The organism is Mycobacterium sp. (genome assembly GCF_035314665.1).
Lineage (GTDB): Bacteria > Actinomycetota > Actinomycetes > Mycobacteriales > Mycobacteriaceae > Mycobacterium.
Genome location: NZ_DATFZD010000101.1, coordinates 1 through 17426 on the forward strand (window position 1 = coordinate 1; position 17426 = coordinate 17426).

The following is a 17426-nucleotide window of genomic DNA, read 5'->3' on the forward strand; positions in this document are numbered from 1 at the left end:
AAAGCAGGCCTTGCCACCGGGCCCCCGTCGCGCGATGAACTCGAGGGTCTCGGAATCACGCAGGAGGTAATTGCACACATCCCCCATGGACCCGAAATCAATGCGGTCGCGCCGCCGGGGCACGAACACGCGCGAATGTGCACCCTCAAAAGAGTCAAAGTACGTCAGGTAGAAGAAGTTTCGTATCCAGCGGTCGATGCCTAGCAGGTTGAACGGGGTCGGCGAGATGAAGTACAGCGGCACGGCGTTGGTGTGAAAGAAGGCGCGTACGTCCGAGATGCCGTTCAGCAGGCGGCGCGGCTCGGGCTCAGGCCCGCCGGCGGGCACGGTCACGCCAGCCGCGCTGGCGTCGACGCCCGGGCCCGGCGCAGGCACCGCGGCGGGGGCAGGGGCGCTGTGATCAGCGCGACGGCGGTGAGCTCACATACGGTCATGGCACCAGTGTGCACCTGCCCATGGCCGCGTGGAAGCGTGGAGCGCCCCAACGTCGGCCTCGTACGCTCTACGCGCGCCGAGCCAGGTGGCGGAGCGCGAGTGTGGCTGCGTTGGCGCCGCACATGCCGTGCGCCCCGGGTCCGGGTGGGGTGGCCGCCGAGCAGATGTACATGCCGGGCACTCCAATGGTGTACGGCGACAGCGTGGTTCGCGGCCCGAAGGTCAGTTGGCGGATGTCCTTGGCGCCGGTCATGATGTCGCCGCCGACGTAGTTGGGGTTGTAAGCGGCGAACTGTGCGGTGGTCCGAACGGCATCTCCGACGATCCGCTCCCGGAAGCCCGGCGCGAACCGCTCGATCTGGTCAACGATCGCCGCGGTCGCGTCGCCCGAAAATCCGTTGGGCACATGCGCATACGTCCACACCGGGTGAACATTGCCCACCGAGCGTTGCGGATCGGCCAGGTACTGCTGGCCGACCAACACGAACGGGCGCTCCGGCATCCGGCCCGCGTGGATGTCCCGCTCGGTCGCGGCCAGCTCGCGATAGGTACCGGCCACATGCACCGTGCCGGCCCGGTGCGCGTCCGGGTTGGTCCACGGCACGCCGCCCTCGACGGCGAAGTCGACTTTGAAGGCACCGGGACCGCGCCGGAACTTGGTGAAGGCGCGAGAAACTCGGCGCGGCAGACGGTCCCCGAGGATACCGGCGACGGCACTTGGCGCCAGGTCGAACATCGTGATGTCCGCGGGCGGTAACTGCGACATCGTCTGAACCTGGACACCGGTCTCGATCTTGCCGCCTAGCTCGCCCAGCAGCGCCACCATCGCATTGGTGATCGACTGCGATCCGCCTTCGGCGACCGGCCAGCCGTGCCGGTGGCCAGCGGCGATGATGCCCATCCCGATCGCGGAGGTCATCGGGTAGTGCAGCGGCCGGAAGGCATGCGCCGCAACACCTCCGAACAATGCCCGCCCCTCGTCGGTGCGGAACAGGCGGGCGAACGTCGACGCGGGAAGCACGGTTGGTGCACCGAACCGGGCGAGCATCAGCGGATGATGCGGGAACCGCAGCAGGGGCCGCATGATGTCGTCGCTCAGCGCGTCGAACCGAGCGGCGGGGTAGCCGAAGGCCAGCCGCCACCGCGATCCGTCGCGACCAAGACCGGCGGCGGTCTGTTCCACCGAGCGGTGCAGGACGCCTGCGCTGCCGCCGTCGAGCGGGTGCACACAATCGATCTCCGGCCAGCGCCACGACAGTCCGTACCGCTGCAGGTCGAAGCGGCTGAAGAACTGCGAGCCGACGGCCATCGGATGGATCGCGGAGCAGTGGTCGTGCAGCAGGCCGGGGATGATCGCCTCGCTGCTGCGGGCACCACCGCCGACCTCGTCGGCGGCCTCGAGCACGGTGACCGAAACGCCCTCGGCAGCAAGGGCTATGGCGGCGGCGAGCCCATTGGGGCCGCCCCCCACCACCAGCGCGGTGCTCATGCCAGCGCTCCGTGCCCGTGGTCCTGATCTTCGCGGGAAGCCGGCTCGGTGCCGGGCATCGACCAGCTCACCTCGGTCGGGATGGGGCCGTTCGGCAGCCAGGGCTGTTCTTTGACAGCATCGGCCACCTTCCAGGTACCGCGTTCGATGACACCCATGGCGGCGTCGATCAGCTGATAGTGCTGAACGCCGCTGCCGAATGCCTCCGACTCCACCCAGGCGATGACGCACTCACCCGGCTCGAAGCCGACTTCGCGCTGCACGGCTCGGATCATGTCTGCATCGTGCATGTGGCCGTCGCCGAAGTTGAACCCGATCAGGGAGTTGCAGATGAACTCGCCCTCTCGCACGGTGCGGGTATCGATGTCGGGCAGATGACTCAGCAACAGCGAGAACAGGCCGCGGCCTTGGCTGTGCATGGTGCGCCACGCGATGGTCCGCTGCGAGGTGATCTCCGCCCACTGCGGCTCGTAGCCGAACGCGATCAACTGGTCGACCTGGTTCCGTGTCGGGCGGGTGACCCGGTCCAGCTTCGCCTCGGCGCCCGGCGCGAACGCCCACACCGCAGAGGCCCAGTTGCCCGCGTACTGCCGTAGCGAGGGCAGGAAGGAAACCTTGTCGGGTCGCAGGTTGCCCAGCACGGGGAAGAACAGCAGCGCGGCCGCGATGACGAGCGCCAGCCACGGCGGAGTCATGTTCCACGGGGCGTATCCGTTCCAATTCGGGAAGCCGAGGAACAGAAAGATCGTGGTGTAGGCGAAGACCACGTTCCACTCCAGCGGCACCGCCAGCGGGAAGGTCGAGATGATGAACAGGTGGAACCCGACCATCAACAGCGCCGCAACCAGCGTCACCCACTTGTTGGTGGAGAAGAACAGGACCAGCGGGGCCGCAATCTCGACCGTGGTGCCGTTGACGTGTGCCATGAAGTCGGCCAGCCGTGACGGCAGCAGGTTGCGCGGGAAGTCGCGGTAGTGGGCCCGCCGCACCCATTTGGGCGCGAAGATCGTGTTGCTGACCATCGGCGGAATGACGTTGGAGAAGTGCTTACCGAACTTCGAGAAGCCGGCGCCGACCCACACCAGCACGATCACCATCTTCAAAGCGATGATCATGTTCACGAACGGCAGCACGGTGAAGATGACCAGGACCGGCAGGTACTGCTCGCCGCGGGCGGCCAGGAAGATGGTCTTGTCCCGCAGGCCGATCAGCATCAGCAGCGCGATCGGGGCGACCAGCAGGGCGGGGTTGACGAGTCCGGATGTGTTGTGCGGCAGTGCCTTTGAGAGCGAATCGCTGTGCACGCCCGGTGACAGCAGGGCCGCTGCCAGGCTCACCAGCAATGCCAGGTACACCCCGATGTCAAACCAAGTGCGCCGGTCACCGCCGGTGAACGGCACCCACTTCCACGGCCGCAGCCGGATCGTTCCGGTTCGGGCCCAGAACAGGATGCCACCGGTGAACGGCTTGAACTTGCCGGCCAGCGGCCCCCACGATCCGGCGACGCCGATGCATTCCAGTAGCACGGTCCACAGGATGACCTTCTGGTAGACGATCGGTTGGTTCCACCATTCGGCGACATGCCAGAAAGCGGGCAGGCCCGAGGTCGCGGTCGCTACCGTGATGCCCCCGAGCACGAAGAACACGACCAGTTTCACGATGTAGATCGTGTGCACCATCCGCGGTGCGCCTAAGCCGTTCTCCGCCCATTCGACGGCGAGAATCCGCATCCGCTCCATCAGCGGCTTCTTCAGAAAGGTGTCCGGATCAACATCCGGTAGATACGGCTTGGTGAACCCCATTGTCCTGGCTCCTTCTGGTATTGCGATTTGACCGTGGTTACAACGGTAGGAGTTGTGCGCGCCGCAACACAGTGGCAAATCGACAAAGCCGCAGGCCGGACTTATCGCTGAAAGACAACCGTCTCCGAAAGACAACCGCGGGGTCTACCGTCTTAGTAATGACGAAACCGCGTCTCGACAGCGACGTTGAGGTGAGCAGTTATGTCGCCGGGGTCGCCGTCCGGTTGCATGAACGGTTGGCCGAGCTGTCATCGGCGCTTGGTCAGTTCCTCGAGGATCAGATCCCCGAGCTGCGCGGGGACGCGGCGCTGATGGAGTTGCTCGGCACCAGTGTCGAGGCGAATGTCCACACGGTCTTGCACGCGTTGCGCCTTGACATCGTGGTCGAGCGTGTTGAGGCGCCGACGGCGGCGCTGGAGTACGCCCGCCGGTTGGCGCAGCACGGGGTTCCCGTCAACGCGCTGGTGCGTGCCTATCGGCTCGGTCAACGCCAGATGAATGAGGTGTTTTTCGCCGAACTGCGCGAGATCGATATCCCGGATTCGGTGCGGGTGGCCGTGCTCGAGGCGATCACCGGCACGTTGTTCGAGTACATCGACTGGATGTCGCAGCAGGTCGTCGCCGTCTATGAAGACGAACGCGAACGCTGGCTGGAGAACCAGAACAGTCTGCGCGCCCTGCGGGTGCGGGAAGTCTTGACGGCAAACAAGCCAATAGACGCCGATGCGGCGACCACCTCGATCCGCTATCCGTTGCGATGGCACCACCTGGGCCTGGTCATCTGGTACCCGGACGAGGGCGCTGAAGGCGACCAACTCGCCCGGCTGCAACGCTATCTCCGCGAAGTGGGCGAATCCGCGGGCGCGGCCTCCAGCCCGCTCTTCGCCGCCGCCGACCGAAGCTGCGGATGGGGTTGGCTGCCGTATCGTGCCGCGGTCGCTGAAGCCGCGGCGAACGTTCGCAAGTTCACGCTCGCACGACCGGATTCGCCAAGTGTGGCAATCGGGACCATGGCCAGCGGTGTCGAGGGTTTTCGTCAGTCGCACCGGGACGCTAAGACTGCCCGCAGCGTCGCCCTGATCGCCAAGCGGCCGGAGCCGACGGTGATCGCGGCGACCGACCCGGGCCTGGCCATCATGGCACGCCTCGGTGGGGACGTGGCCGGCACCCGCGAGTGGGTGGCCGCGGTACTCGGCGACCTCGCCGCCGACAACGAGAACGACGCGCGGCTGCGCGATACGTTGCGGGTTTTTCTGGCTTTCGGTTCCAGCTATAAGGTCGCCGCCGAGGAGCTCAACTTGCACTTCAACTCGGTGAAATATCGGGTGGGCCGGGCAATCGCCCGGCGCGGTCGTGACATCGGCAGCGACCGGCTCGACGTCGAACTCGCGTTGCTGGCCTGTCACTGGTACGGCGCGGCGGTTCTGCAGCCGGGTGCCCCATAAACCAGTCGGGGCCACACCCGTAGGTGTGGCCCCGACTGGGGGATGCCAGATGTTAGGCGGCGGCTGGGATGGCGAACGGGCGGGGCGCCAGGTTGCGTCGGTAGGCCCGGGTGATGGCGTCGACGGCGGTGATGCCGGCGGGCAGCAGGACGGGGAACAGGATCATCAGGAAGATGATGGCGGGCAACAACATGGCTTGACCTTCTTTTCTTTGGTTGGGATTGAGTTGTGGCACTTGCTAATTCGGGATTAGCTTGGTGGTCCTGGATCGCTGTGGTGCGTTCGTAAGGAGAAACTTAGCGGCGCCAGCGTGGGGCGGCGACGTCGCCAAACGACCAAGTTGCGGCGGATTGTTGTCTTCCGGAGACAAAGCGGCCGCGGACCAGCCATTTACAACCGTGGCCTCGGTCCGGCATTTCGTGACCCCTTGGCGAGGTGCTTAATTCTGTCGCCAAAAACAATCTCTTCGCGCCGGCCGCGGACTATCGTTTTTGCATGACAACCAGCGAAAAGACCGTATTCGAAGGTCCACTGCACCAGCTCGCTCGTAACACGTGGCAGTTGTTGCTCCTGATCGGCCTCCTGGGCGTGGCACTCGGTGTCATCGTGCTTTACTACCCGGGTAAGTCACTCGTGGTGGCGGGCATCCTGTTCGGCATTTACTTGGTGGTGTCCGGGGTTGGCTATATGTTCGCCGCTTTCGGCACTCACGCCGGCGCCGCAATGAGAGTGCTGTCCTTCCTGACCGGCGCAGTGTCCCTAGTGCTGGGGTTTTTCTGCTTCCGCGACAGACTCGAGTCGATCCTGCTTTTGGCCTTGTGGATCGGCATCAGCTGGGTGTTCCGCGGGGTGACCCTGCTCGCCGCGGCGCTATCCTTTGACCACCTGCCCGCACGCGGCTGGCAGGTGCTCTCCGGTGTGATCATCGTCATCGGCGGCGGGGTGCTGATCATCTACCCGCTCGATTCGATCGAGATCCTGACCCTGATTGCCGGTATCTGGCTGATCGTTATCGGCATCGTGGATATCATCAGCGCATTCCAGGTTCGCCACCGGCTGAAGGCATTGACCCCCGGCTAATCGACCTAGGCCTGCAGACCCACGGGCGTGTCGCTCAGGGCAAGCGCTGCTCGATCTCGAAGGCCAGGCATAGTTCGGCAATATCCTTAGGCCGCGAAAGTGACCGGCTGGTCAACTCCTCGATACGCCGAAGGCGGTGCCGCACGGTGTTGGGATGGCAAAAGATCTTCTCAGCGGTGTCGTTGGCGGAGCCCCCCGCCTCGAACCACGCTTGGAACGTGTCGAGCAGGATCGTGCGTTCCGCGGGCGGCAGTTCGTTGAGTCGCCGTAGCACCGACGACCTGATTTTCGCCATGACCTCTGGGGCGCTGACCGCCGCGATGGCAAGAGGGGTGTCGTCGAAAACCGTGACCAGCGAGTCGGCCGACGGCTTCGCGGTCACCGCCAGCCGAGCGAATCGCAGTGCGTCGCTGGTTTCGGCCAGGTCGTGGAACGGCGGGCTGATGCCGACCCGGACGGTCGCGGCCTGGCGGAGCACTGAAATCAAAGTGCTGACTGTGTCGCTTATCCGCACGTGGACGATACCGATATGTAAGTCCGACAGCAGCCGCCACGCCGACCGGATATCGCGGGTATCGAGCTTATTTTCGATCGCGGGCAAGCCCAATTTCCCAATGGCCGGCAACTCGGCTGCGACGACGACGTACGGTCCGGTGGTGGGCAGCCGGAGCAGGTCGGCCGCCTCCCAGAGGCTTTGGGTGTCGGTGATCCGCCTAGACAGCAGCGCTTCGACCAACGCCGAGCGTTCTTCCTCCTGCTCCAGGATCTGCGCGGTCAGCTGCTCCCGATAGGCGCTGGCCATCGCCTGAGTGAAGGTGTCTTGCGCAACGAAGACGCGTGCGGTGGCGTCCAGAATCGATTCGGTGGGTATTCCCGCGGCCCGCGCGGTGGCGAGGGTCTCTTCCCACATGAAGCGGAACCCGATCCGGTAAGCCGTCATCACCGCCGGCAGCGGCGCGCCGGCGAGCGCGCGTGCGGTTCCGGTGTACTCGGCAGGCGAGACGTCGACGTCCGCGTGCCCGGCAAGTGAGTCGAAGACAAACGTCAGGTTTGCCTCACAACTTTTGCGTACCTCGTCTCTTGTGACGACGCTCCCGTCGCGGTACGCGTCGACCTCCCGGAACAGCCGATCGGCCAGCGCCTCGCCCAGTTCTGGGGCACGGCCCAGCAGGAGCTTGCTGAGCTTCACGACGTGGGGATCAGGTTCAGCGCCACGCCGGACCCCGACGGGGTGTGTTCCAGCGCTCATACCCCGAAACCTTATGCCCCGGCAACTGGCGGATGTGCGCGGTCACATCCGACCGGCCAGACCCGTTAACTGTGGACCGCCGTCAGCCTCGGTTGCTGCAACCTTGTGATCAGACACAGCTGTCGGCGTTCGATCGTGTAACCGCTCACAAGGACGGCAGCACGGTTCCCTGCGATGGTGGTGCTAGCGCCTCGTCGGCGCATCGTGTTTGGCGATGTACGACAAATGAAGGGGCGAGCTTTGGCAGCTGACCAGACTGTCCTATGACTACGGCTTGGCTCGTTCGCTGGGGCTGACACCAATATCGGTAATCCCTAGGGACAAGCCATGGACGAACTTCTAACCAGCGGCGAGATTGCGGCCGGACAACTTGATTTGTCACCTGACAACGCCCGGCTATACGCGGAGTATCGCCGGCTCGCCGCAGAGCAGGCGGCCTTGCGCCGACTGGCTACGCTGGTGGCCCGCGGCGCCGAACCGTCGGAGGTTTTCGACGCGGTCGTCAACGAAATGCGTCGATGCTTGGTCACGGAGGGGGCCGGGTTGTGGCGCTATGAGGCGAGCGACGAAATCACGCTTCTGGCCGCGGCTCACCATCCTGCAGCGCAGGTGATGAGGCGGCCCGCGGGGTTTCGAATGACGATCGACGGCAGCACCCTGGCGGCGATGGTGCAACGCACCGGTAGGCCGGCACGGGTGGATAGCTATGAGAACACCGCGGGGCGAGTCGCCGAATTCATGCGTGCGGTGGGCGTCCGGGCTGCGGTGGGCGTGCCGGTCATCGTCGATGGACGTGTGTGGGGTTTGGCGACCGTGAGTTCGGCTGAACCCGGGCCCATGCCGGCCGACACCGAGGCGCGCATCAGTGCCTTCGCCGAACTGATCGGCATCGCGGTGGTGGCCGGATACCGCGACGAGCAGAAACGGCAGATGTTCGATGACACCTCGCGGCGCCCGTTGTTGATCGACTCGCTGCTTGAGGGCCGAGTCGTCGACGACTGCAGCTTGTCTGAGATCGCCGGCTATCTTCGGTTGCCAAAGGATGGTCCGTTTGTGATCATTGCCGCCGAGGTAACGCCCGGGGACAGCGAGCCGCTGCCGCTCATCGAGCCGAAGCTGCGCAGCCTGGACGTGTATTCGGCATGGCGGCCGCTGCCCGATTGGCAGGTCGGGATCGTGCACCTTGCGTCCGAGCAGCAACTCGACAGGGTTGTCGCTTTGGTGTCTCGGACGGCGGTCGGCCGCCTCGGGGTAAGCGCGCAATTCAACGATCTGCGCGAGGCGCCGCAGGCTCTGCACTTTGCCAAAGTGACACTGCGGGGACGGCCCAACGCCTCCACAGTCGCGGTATTCGACGGAACGATCCTGGCTACCGCCGCGCTCGCCGCCCCGGAGGTGATGGTCAAATCGGCCGGCATCACCTTGGCTTGTTTTAGCGACCTTCCCGACGAGGAGCGCGAGATTCTGTTCGAAACGTTTCGGGTGTGGCAGGAAACTGAGGCCTCGGTGGGCGCCGCCGCTGAACGACTGTGTTGTCATCCCAACACCGTGCGCTACCGCTTGCGCCGGATTGAGAAACGGACCGGACTAACGCGCCGGAGACACATTCGACGCTCGGCAGGCGACGCTAAATGCCGACCTCGCGGAGGATTACGCCTACGACGCGATCGATTTCGCGCTGAACGCGATCGACGAAGCCGAGTCCGCAACGCTGACTGCCATATACGCACGAGCCAACGCCGTCACGCAGCGAGCTTGACCGCCTTCGTCCAACCATACCGGGGAACTAATATGACTGACCTCGTGGAGCATATCCGAGCGATCCTCGAGCACCACCACATCGATGACCAAAGCAACATCGCGGACGTTGGATGTAGTTGTGGCGTAGCGAATTTAGCGGATCATTACGGTCATGTCGCTCAACAGCTCGTCGATCGCTTAGAACTGCGCAGGGAAGCGGTCGGTAGCAAGACCCGCTATGTGAGTGCATGGTTCGACGACGAGCTAACGAAACTGGAGGGCGCTGAATAGCTCACCGGTCCGCCTCGGACTACAGCAGATAGCTCGCGACGACCTCGCGCGGGGCATTGCGGAATGCCGTCGTTGCGGCAGACGCGGTGCTGCTCGCACGACTACGCGCCTGTACCCGCGATCGTGCACAACGCCATCGACTGGCTGACGATGCGTTGGAATGGCAGTGAGCTGCACGAGAAGCCGCATGCCGCGATGGCCTACTCGGCGGACTGCTACCGCGGTGTTTGGTCTCATCGCCAATCAGGGCAGCGCCGCGAGATCTCGGAATCTTGTATCATCGAGCCGATCACGGTGGGCAGCTTGCGGGAAGCGGTCGCAAAGCTTGCCGGCGAGGTGAGCACCGTTGACGAGGTCGCTCCCGATTTCGCGCGAGATACGAATTGTGCGCCGCGACACCATCGCGGCACCGACGTTGTCCCGCGTAACAATTGCGCCGGGCTACCGCGGAGCAACAATGAATTGTTGGCGAGACCGCCGCGAACCACCTTCGTCAAGGAGCTGCCATGAGTGATACTGCAAGTCCCGTTTCAGATGTGATGCACCGTATCTGGATTTCCGCGACCCTGTTCGGCGCTTTGGCCGCGATTCTCGGCGTGGCTATGCTGGTGTGGCCGGGACCTTCGATCGTGGTGGCTGCCGCGTTGTTTGGTGCATACCTGGTGACGTCCGGCGTCGCGATGGTGATTCTCGCGTTTGCGCTGCCCGCAGCTTCGGGCGCCAGCAGGTTCTTGTACTTCATCAGCGGCGCGTTGTCGGTGATCCTTGGGATCTTGGCGTTCCGGCACTTCGGTGAGGGGTATGCGATCCTGCTACTGGCCATCTGGATTGCGGTCGGATTTATTTTCCGCGGTGTGTCCGCCGTAGCATTGGCGATCAGCTATCCGCGGTTTCCCGGCCGAGGGTGGTCTATCTTTTTCGGGATCATCAGCGTGCTCGCCGGTGTCGTGGTGCTGGCCTATCCGTTCGACTCGATCGTGACGTTGGCGCTTGTGGTCGGAATCTGGCTGATCATCCTCGGCGTGACGGAGGTAATCTCCGCATTCGGCATGCGCAGCGATGTGAAGAAGGTGCAGAGCATCACTGGCACCGCCGACCGGCCGGCTTTCGCCTGAATGCGTTGCAGCAGTGACGGATCAGACTCGTCCGGCCGGGACGACTCCCTCAAGGCAAAAACACCATCTCGCTAGTCATTTGACCGACAGCTTTGTGTCGAAGACCCGGTATTGGTGGCTGCTTCTGATCGCCGGCGCCGCGTGGATCATGATCGCGGTCGTAATGCTGCGCTTCACCTACACCACTGTCGAGGCCATCGCCAAGCTCTTCGGTGCTGTATTCCTGTTGGCAGCGGCCGCCGAAGTGATGGTGGGGGCCCTGTCGTCACGGGGCTGGCGGGTGGCTCGCTGGTTGGTTGCGGTGGTGCTCGTCGTTGCCGGCGTCGTTGCATTCCTCGCTGTTAAAGCCACCGTCGTTGGGCTGGCCGCCGTGATGAGCGTCCTGTTCATGGTTTGGGGAATCCTTGGGGTCGTGACCGCGATCGCAGCCAGGCGAGAACGCGGGTGGAGGGCGCCGTTGATCGCTGGCCTCGCCGAGGTGGCGATCGGGCTGTGGATCGCGACTTCGCTGCACGCTTCGATCACCACATTGTTGATCTCGGTCGCCGCCGGGACGGTGGTCCACGGGATTGGAGACATCAGGTCGGCCTTCCTGGTCCGCAAGATTGGCCAACACGTCGCCACGCGGAGCGCATAGCCGGGGGCATGACCAGCAGAACCGCCGTTCGGCGACTGGTCGGCGACGGATGTGGGCCGTCACAGCCTACTGGCCTGGTTGTTGTTCGCACCGACATTGCTTGTGCGAAGTCGGCTGACGCACGATTGAAAACCGGGCACGATGAGCCTAAAAAGCCAGGCACCTCAAGTCGATCCCGGAGGCATCTCATGACCGCTCTGAGCGCCAATCTCGTCGCATCCAAAGAGCGCGACCCCAACCGCGTTGCGCTGCGCTGCGACGACCTGCAATTCACCTTCGCCGAGTTCCACGCTGCAGCGTCCCGGGTGGCGACGCTGCTTGAGCAGGCCGGAGTCGAGCCGGGCGACCGGGTGGGCGTGATGTTGCCCAACACGCCCGCATTCGCCATCGCGTATTACGGGATCATGTATCGTGGCGCCGTCGCGGTCCCGATGAACCCGCTGCTCAAGGCGCGTGAGGTGAACTTCTACCTGTCCAACAGCGGCGCCAAGGCCATGTTCGCGACACCCGCCTTCGCCGACGAGGCCAGCGCCGGTGCCGACGAGGCGGGCGCCCAGTGCTGGGTTGTCGACGACGCCGGGCTGATGGAGCTGATCGCGGACCTGCCCGAGCAACAGGTCCCGGTGGAGCGAGGTCACGACGACGTCGCGGTCATCCTGCACACCTCCGGAACCACCGGAAAGCCCAAAGGGGCCATGCTGACGCACGGCAACCTGGGCCGCAACGCGGAGGTCAGCTGCCGCACCCTGGTCGAGACCGGGCCAGACGACGTGGTGATGGGCTGCCTGCCGCTGTTTCACGTGTTCGGCCTGACCTGTGGGCTCAACGGGGCGGTGCTGGCCGGCGCAACGTTGACACTGATCCCCCGATTCGACCCGCGCAAGGCGCTTGAGGTGATCGAGCGGGACGCCGTCACGGTGTTCGAAGGTGTGCCGACGATGTATTCGGCGCTACTGAGCGTGGCGGACGAGGCCGCAGCCGAGGCCGCGCGCACGTTGCGGGTCTGCGTCTCCGGCGGTGCGGCGATGCCGGTGCAGGTTCTCGCCGACTTCGAAAAAGCCTTTGGCTGCGAGGTTCTCGAGGGCTACGGGCTGTCGGAGAGTTCCCCGGTGGCGGCGTTCAACCATCCACACCGGCCGCGTAAGGTGGGCTCGATCGGTACCCCGATCGAGGGTGTGCAGATGCGGGTCGTCGACCTGGACGGCGCTGAGGTCCCGCAAGGGCATACCGGCGAAATCCAGATCCACGGCCACAACGTGATGAAGGGCTACTGGAACCTGCCCGAGGCGACCAAGGCCACGATCACGCCGGACGGTTGGCTGGCCACCGGCGACGTCGGGCGCGTCGATGAGGACGGCTACTTCTACATCGTCGACCGGACCAAGGATCTGATCATCCGCGGCGGCTACAACGTCTATCCTCGCGAGATCGAGGAAGTGCTCTACGAGCACCCCGCCGTCGCCGAAGCCGCGGTCGTCGGCATCCCGCACGACTCGTTGGGTGAGGAAGTCGGCGCTGCGGTCGCGTTGAAGGCGGGGGAGCACGTGGAGCCCGCGGAGCTACGCGACTACGTCAAGGAACGGGTGGCCGCCTACAAGTACCCGCGCCAGGTGTGGCTGGTTGACGCCCTGCCGAAGGGACCCACCGGCAAGATCCTGAAACGCGACATCACCATTCCGACAACTGAAAGCACGCGATAGATATGGCAACCTCCAAGGACCCCGCGGCCAGAGTCGATGAGCTGGCCGCGCCGCTCGACCTGCTCCTCACCAGCGCCACCAAGCCGTTCGCCAGTCGAATGATGCCGAACGCCACCTGGGCCCGCTTCGCTGGCAACCTCGCTCAGCACCCCGGTGCGGTGGCCGACCGGGTTGGCGCGCTGACCCGTGAGCTCGGCAGTATCGCCGTGGGCAGGTCGCACCGCGCTCCGGCACGCGCCGACAAACGCTTCGCCGACCCCGCGTGGCAACAGAATCCGCTGCTGCACAGGATCATGCAGGCCTATCTGGCGGGTTCGGAAACCGCTGAGGAATTGCTTGCCGACGCGAATCTGGATTGGCGCGACAAAGAGAAGATGCAGTTCGTCATCGACAACTTTGTGGAGGGCCTGGCGCCCAGCAACAACCCGCTGATCAGTCCGCTGGGCTGGAAGGCGCTCATCGACACCGGCGGCCTGAGCGCGGTGCGAGGCGCGAGAGCCTTTGCCCGAGACATGCTTTCGAAGCCGCGCGTGCCGGCGATGGTCGAGCCGGACGCCTTTGCGGTGGGGGAGAATCTGGCCGTCACCAAGGGGGCGGTGGTGTTTCAAACCTCGGTGTTCGAACTGATCCAATACGCCCCGCAGACCCCCAAGGTGCGCGAGATCCCACTGCTCATGGTGCCGCCGGTGATCAACAAGTACTACATCATGGACATCGCGCCCGGCCGCAGCATGATCGAGTACTTCGTCCAGCAGGGCCAGCAGGTTTTCGTCATCTCTTGGCGCAACCCACAAGCCCGCCACCGGGATTGGGGCTTCGACGCCTACGGCGCGGCGATCGTGGAGGCAATGGACGCTGCGGAGAAAATCACCGGGACCGATAGCACCCACCTGCTGGCCACCTGTTCGGGCGGCATCCTGGCGGCGATGACGGCGGCCCACCTCGCAGATATCGGCGAGGGCGACCGGGTCGCGGGCCTCAACCTGGCGGTCACCGTGCTGGATGAGACCAGGGCCGGGTTCGCGGCGGCCGCGATGAGCGATCGCGCGGCGCAGGCGGCGATACGAGTGTCGGCCAGGAAGGGTTTCCTCGACGGTCGCGACATGGCGGAGATGTTCGCCTGGCTTCGGCCCACCGACCTGGTGTGGCGGTACGTGGTGAACAACTATGTGCAGGGCCGCGCACCGGCACCGTTCGACGTGTTGTTCTGGAACGCCGACACCACTCGGATGGCCGCCGCGCTGCACCGCGACCTGGTGCTGATGGGGCTGCGGAACGCGCTGGTGACCCCCGGCGGGGTCAGCATGCTGGGCAGCCCGGTCGACCTGTCGAAGATCACTTCCGACGCCTACATCGTCGGCGGCGTCGCCGACCACATCTGCCCGTGGCAGGCCACCTATCGCAGCGCTCGCCTACTCGGCAGCAAGGACAACCGCTTCGTGCTGTCCACCAGCGGTCACATCGCGGCGTTGGTCAACCCGCCGGGCAACCCGAAGGCGTCGTTCCGCACCGGCCCAGTCGACGCCGAGGATCCCCAGCAGTGGCTCGAGTCTGCTGAGAAGCACGCTGACTCCTGGTGGCCCGACTACGTCAGCTGGCTCGCTGAGCGCAGCGGCTCAGAGGTCGACGCTCCGAAAGCGCTTGGCGGGGAGGGACTTCCGCCACTGGGTCCGGCCCCGGGCAGCTATGTGATGGAAAAGTGACGAAATGACCGGACCTACTATTACCGCACCGCCCGAGCTCGCCGACCAATTCGCCACCATCCGTGGCGTGTTCGCAAGCGGACGCACCCGGGCGGTCGACTGGCGACTGCGCCAACTTCGAGGAATCGAGCGGCTGCTCGACGAGAACGAGGATCAGATCGCAACAGCCCTGGCCCAAGATCTCGGTCGCGAACGAGCGGAAGCTTGGCTGGGCGATATCGTGTCCTCGAGGGGCGAGGCGGAGTTCGCGCGAAAGCACTTGCGCAGGTGGATGAAGCGAAATAAACAGCGGGTGCCGTTGAGCCAGCTCCCCGGCTCGGCTTGGGTGCAATACGAACCGCTGGGCGTGGTCCTCATCATCGCGCCATGGAACTATCCGGTCTACCTCTCGCTCGGCCCTCTAGTGGCCGCCGTCGCGGCCGGCAACTGTGCGGTGCTCAAGCCGTCGGAGCTGGCCCCCGCTACCTCGGCGCTTCTTGCCCGGCTGATCCCCCAGTACCTCGACTCGGATGCGATCGCCGTCGTCGAGGGCGCTGCCGACACCACCCAGCAGCTGCTCTCGTTGGGCTTCGACCACGCCGTGTTCACCGGTGGCACCGCGATCGGCAGCAAGATTATGGCCGGTGCGGCGGCGACGCTTACCCCGGTCACCTTGGAGCTCGGCGGCAAGAGCCCCGTCATCGTCGCCGCCGATGCCGATCTCGATGTGACGGCACGGCGGATCGCGTGGGGACGGCTGCTGAACTCCGGGCAGACTTGTGTCGCACCGGATTATGTACTTGCCGAGAAGTCCATCAAGCCAGAACTCGTCCGGCTGATCGTCGATAACGTGACTGCTTTCCGCACCGGAAATGATAAGGGCATGCGGATCGTCAACGAGCGCCAATTCGACCGGCTCGTCGGCTATCTCGAGGCCACAAAGGGCGAGATCGCCCTCGGCGGCCACAGCGACCGGGATTCACTGACGATCGAGCCGACAGTCATCGTCGACCCTGATCCAGACGAGCCCGCGATGACCGACGAGATCTTCGGCCCGATCCTTCCGGTGATCGAAGTGGATTCGGTGGATCAGGCGATCAGCTTCGCCAACGGACGGCCAAAGCCGCTCGCCCTGTATGTGTTCTCCGGCTCGAAGGCCACCGGCCGCAGGGTCATCGATTCGGTTCCGGCCGGCGGCGCGGTGCTCAACCACGTGGCGATGCATCTGTTGGTGCCGCAGCTGCCATTCGGTGGCGTGGGGCACAGCGGAATGGGCGCCTACCACGGTGAGTGGGGATTTCAGGCGCTGAGTCACCGGAAGGCGGTCCTCGCCAAGACGACGAAGCCGGATCTGAAGCTCCTCTACCCACCGTACACCGACAAGGGACTGAAGATCATGCGCAGGATTTTGGGATGACCCCGTACAAGTCACAAGCTGCCGACAAGCGTCAATCGACCCGCGATCGGCGACGCCTTCGTGCGCTACCGGTGAGTGAGTTTGGCGAAGAGTGCTACGTCGCCACCGGCGGGCAGCGGATCCGGGTGAACGTCCGGTGGGGAACGGGTGTGCCGCTGGTGTTGTGCAATGGCATCGGGGCGAGCCTAGAAGTCCTGGACCCACTGGTGGAGCAGCTGGATCCGGATACCACGGTGGTCCGATTCGATGTTCCGGGAGCGGGTGGCTCACCCACATCCCTTGCACCGTACGGATTCCCGTACCTTGCCTGGGTACTGGGCCGGGTACTTTCCGAGCTGGGAATCGGCGTGGTCGATGTGCTGGGGCTGTCCTGGGGTGGTGCACTTGCGCAGCAATTCGCCTTTCAGAACCCGCGCCGGTGTCGCCGCCTGGTTCTGGTGGCGACGGGTACCGGTGCGCTGATGGTGCCCGCTCATCCGCGTGTGCTGGCGAAAATGGCTACCCCGCGCAGATTTTCGGATCCGGACTACGCCGCATCCATTGCCGGTGAACTATACGGCGGCACCGTCCGCGCTCACGGGGAGGATGTGGCGCGACTGTTTCTTCACCAGTTGCACGCCGGATCGAAGATGGGCTACCTACACCAGCTCCTCGCGGGTTCGGTGTGGACCAGCCTGTTCGCGCTGCCCGCGGTGCGACAGGAAACGCTCATCGTGGCCGGCACCGATGATCCGATCATCCCGATAGTCAACGCACACATCATGAATGCGTTGCTGCCCCATTCGCGACTGCATAAACATAGCGGCGGCCACATCGATCTTGTGCACAACGCGGCCGAACTCGCGCCCGTCATTGAGACGTTCCTGGATGAAACTGGCGAGCGGCCATGAGCCACAACAACATCGACACCACACGGGAACACCATGACGACGACGCCAAAACCGCTCACCTCGTTTGAGACACGAGGCGCCAAGGACGCCGATCCGGCCACCGCCGCGCTCGTCGAGGACATCGGCCTTGCCCGGGAGACCGACTACTTCCTGATGGCCGACCAGCTGACCGACCCGGAGAAAGAGACTTTTGCCAAGGTCCGGGCTTTCGGCGAGGCCGAGATCCTGCCGGTCGTCAATGAGTATTGGGAACGCGGCGAGTTTCCCTTCGACCTCATCCCGAAGCTTGCCGCGCTGAATATCGTCGGCGACCACAACCTGGGCGACCACGGGTGCACATCGATGAGCGCGGTCGCCGCCGGCCTCGTCACCTACGAGCTGTCCCGCATCGACGGGAGCATAGCCACGTTCTTCGCCGTACACCTCGGGTTGGCGATGCAATCGATCAACATCC

The 17426-nt window shown here is 64.6% G+C and carries 15 protein-coding genes and 1 pseudogene; 11 read left to right on the forward strand and 5 right to left on the reverse strand.

Features of this window, described 5'->3' with window-relative positions; translation table 11 throughout:
• The 3 genes and pseudogenes from VKI00_RS07690 to VKI00_RS07700 all read right to left on the reverse strand — a co-directional run.
• Positions 1 to 333 (reverse strand): annotated as a pseudogene (locus tag VKI00_RS07690) (hypothetical protein); the annotation flags it as partial.
• 169 nt (positions 334 to 502) lie between these two features.
• On the reverse strand, positions 503 to 1924 hold the full coding sequence (locus VKI00_RS07695; protein WP_324436431.1) for an NAD(P)/FAD-dependent oxidoreductase: 1422 nt from the start codon (positions 1922 to 1924) through the stop codon (positions 503 to 505).
• The gene (locus tag VKI00_RS07700) at positions 1921 to 3726 is read right to left on the reverse strand and encodes a DUF3556 domain-containing protein (RefSeq protein WP_324436433.1); all 1806 of its coding nucleotides are present in this window, start codon (positions 3724 to 3726) and stop codon (positions 1921 to 1923) included. Before VKI00_RS07700 ends, VKI00_RS07695 begins: the two co-directional genes overlap by 4 nt.
• A gap of 158 nt (positions 3727 to 3884) precedes the next feature.
• Between VKI00_RS07700 and VKI00_RS07705 the strand changes: the two genes are divergently transcribed.
• Entirely contained in the window at positions 3885 to 5171 is a 1287-nt protein-coding gene (locus VKI00_RS07705; RefSeq protein WP_324436435.1) for a PucR family transcriptional regulator, read from the forward strand.
• A gap of 52 nt (positions 5172 to 5223) precedes the next feature.
• Here the strand turns inward: VKI00_RS07705 and VKI00_RS07710 are convergent, their stop codons facing one another.
• Complete coding sequence (locus tag VKI00_RS07710; protein WP_324436437.1) at positions 5224 to 5364, reverse strand: hypothetical protein; 141 nt, start codon at positions 5362 to 5364, stop codon at positions 5224 to 5226.
• Between the two features lie 242 nt (positions 5365 to 5606).
• Between VKI00_RS07710 and VKI00_RS07715 the strand changes: the two genes are divergently transcribed.
• Complete coding sequence (locus VKI00_RS07715; protein WP_324436438.1) at positions 5607 to 6251, forward strand: HdeD family acid-resistance protein; 645 nt, start codon at positions 5607 to 5609, stop codon at positions 6249 to 6251.
• A gap of 34 nt (positions 6252 to 6285) precedes the next feature.
• Here the strand turns inward: VKI00_RS07715 and VKI00_RS07720 are convergent, their stop codons facing one another.
• Positions 6286 to 7500, reverse strand: coding sequence for a helix-turn-helix domain-containing protein (locus VKI00_RS07720; protein WP_324436440.1), 1215 nt, complete (start codon positions 7498 to 7500; stop codon positions 6286 to 6288).
• Between the two features lie 327 nt (positions 7501 to 7827).
• On the opposite strand from VKI00_RS07720, the gene VKI00_RS07725 reads away from it, so the two are divergent.
• From VKI00_RS07725 to VKI00_RS07765, 9 genes are all read left to right on the forward strand, one after another.
• A complete protein-coding gene (locus tag VKI00_RS07725; RefSeq protein WP_324436442.1) occupies positions 7828 to 9531 on the forward strand; it encodes a GAF domain-containing protein in 1704 nt (567 codons plus the stop codon).
• 63 nt (positions 9532 to 9594) lie between these two features.
• The gene (locus VKI00_RS07730; RefSeq protein ID WP_324436444.1) at positions 9595 to 10041 is read left to right on the forward strand and encodes an NAD(P)H-dependent oxidoreductase; all 447 of its coding nucleotides are present in this window, start codon (positions 9595 to 9597) and stop codon (positions 10039 to 10041) included.
• Positions 10042 to 10067: 26 nt separating this feature from the next.
• Complete coding sequence (locus VKI00_RS07735) at positions 10068 to 10646, forward strand: HdeD family acid-resistance protein (protein WP_324436456.1); 579 nt, start codon at positions 10068 to 10070, stop codon at positions 10644 to 10646.
• Positions 10647 to 10725: 79 nt separating this feature from the next.
• Entirely contained in the window at positions 10726 to 11283 is a 558-nt protein-coding gene (locus tag VKI00_RS07740; RefSeq protein WP_324436445.1) for a DUF308 domain-containing protein, read from the forward strand.
• A gap of 188 nt (positions 11284 to 11471) precedes the next feature.
• Positions 11472 to 12983, forward strand: a complete 1512-nt coding sequence (locus VKI00_RS07745) for a long-chain fatty acid--CoA ligase (protein WP_324436447.1) — start codon at positions 11472 to 11474, stop codon at positions 12981 to 12983.
• 2 nt (positions 12984 to 12985) lie between these two features.
• On the forward strand, positions 12986 to 14686 hold the full coding sequence (locus tag VKI00_RS07750) for a PHA/PHB synthase family protein (protein WP_324436449.1): 1701 nt from the start codon (positions 12986 to 12988) through the stop codon (positions 14684 to 14686).
• A 4-nt stretch (positions 14687 to 14690) separates the two neighbouring features.
• Positions 14691 to 16082, forward strand: a complete 1392-nt coding sequence (locus VKI00_RS07755) for an aldehyde dehydrogenase family protein (protein ID WP_324436451.1) — start codon at positions 14691 to 14693, stop codon at positions 16080 to 16082.
• Entirely contained in the window at positions 16079 to 16972 is an 894-nt protein-coding gene (gene phaZ / locus VKI00_RS07760) for a poly(3-hydroxyalkanoate) depolymerase (RefSeq protein ID WP_324436453.1), read from the forward strand. Before VKI00_RS07755 ends, phaZ begins: the two co-directional genes overlap by 4 nt.
• A 33-nt stretch (positions 16973 to 17005) precedes the next feature.
• Positions 17006 to 17426 (forward strand): acyl-CoA dehydrogenase family protein (locus tag VKI00_RS07765; protein WP_324436454.1); only part of this gene is annotated, 421 nt, incomplete at its 3' end.

Excerpts from the sequence above, each read along its gene's own strand:
- VKI00_RS07725 (WP_324436442.1), top strand. The coding sequence starts at position 7,828 with ATGGACGAACTTCTAACCAGCGGCGAGATTGCGGCCGGACAACTTGAT.
- VKI00_RS07700 (WP_324436433.1), bottom strand. The coding sequence starts at position 3,726 with ATGGGGTTCACCAAGCCGTATCTACCGGATGTTGATCCGGACACCTTT.
- phaZ (WP_324436453.1), top strand. The coding sequence starts at position 16,079 with ATGACCCCGTACAAGTCACAAGCTGCCGACAAGCGTCAATCGACCCGC.
- VKI00_RS07745 (WP_324436447.1), top strand. The coding sequence starts at position 11,472 with ATGACCGCTCTGAGCGCCAATCTCGTCGCATCCAAAGAGCGCGACCCC.
- VKI00_RS07750 (WP_324436449.1), top strand. The coding sequence starts at position 12,986 with ATGGCAACCTCCAAGGACCCCGCGGCCAGAGTCGATGAGCTGGCCGCG.
- VKI00_RS07705 (WP_324436435.1), top strand. The coding sequence starts at position 3,885 with ATGACGAAACCGCGTCTCGACAGCGACGTTGAGGTGAGCAGTTATGTC.
- VKI00_RS07720 (WP_324436440.1), bottom strand. The coding sequence starts at position 7,500 with ATGAGCGCTGGAACACACCCCGTCGGGGTCCGGCGTGGCGCTGAACCT.
- VKI00_RS07710 (WP_324436437.1), bottom strand. The coding sequence starts at position 5,364 with ATGTTGTTGCCCGCCATCATCTTCCTGATGATCCTGTTCCCCGTCCTG.
- VKI00_RS07695 (WP_324436431.1), bottom strand. The coding sequence starts at position 1,924 with ATGAGCACCGCGCTGGTGGTGGGGGGCGGCCCCAATGGGCTCGCCGCC.
- VKI00_RS07755 (WP_324436451.1), top strand. The coding sequence starts at position 14,691 with ATGACCGGACCTACTATTACCGCACCGCCCGAGCTCGCCGACCAATTC.
- VKI00_RS07730 (WP_324436444.1), top strand. The coding sequence starts at position 9,595 with ATGCCGTCGTTGCGGCAGACGCGGTGCTGCTCGCACGACTACGCGCCT.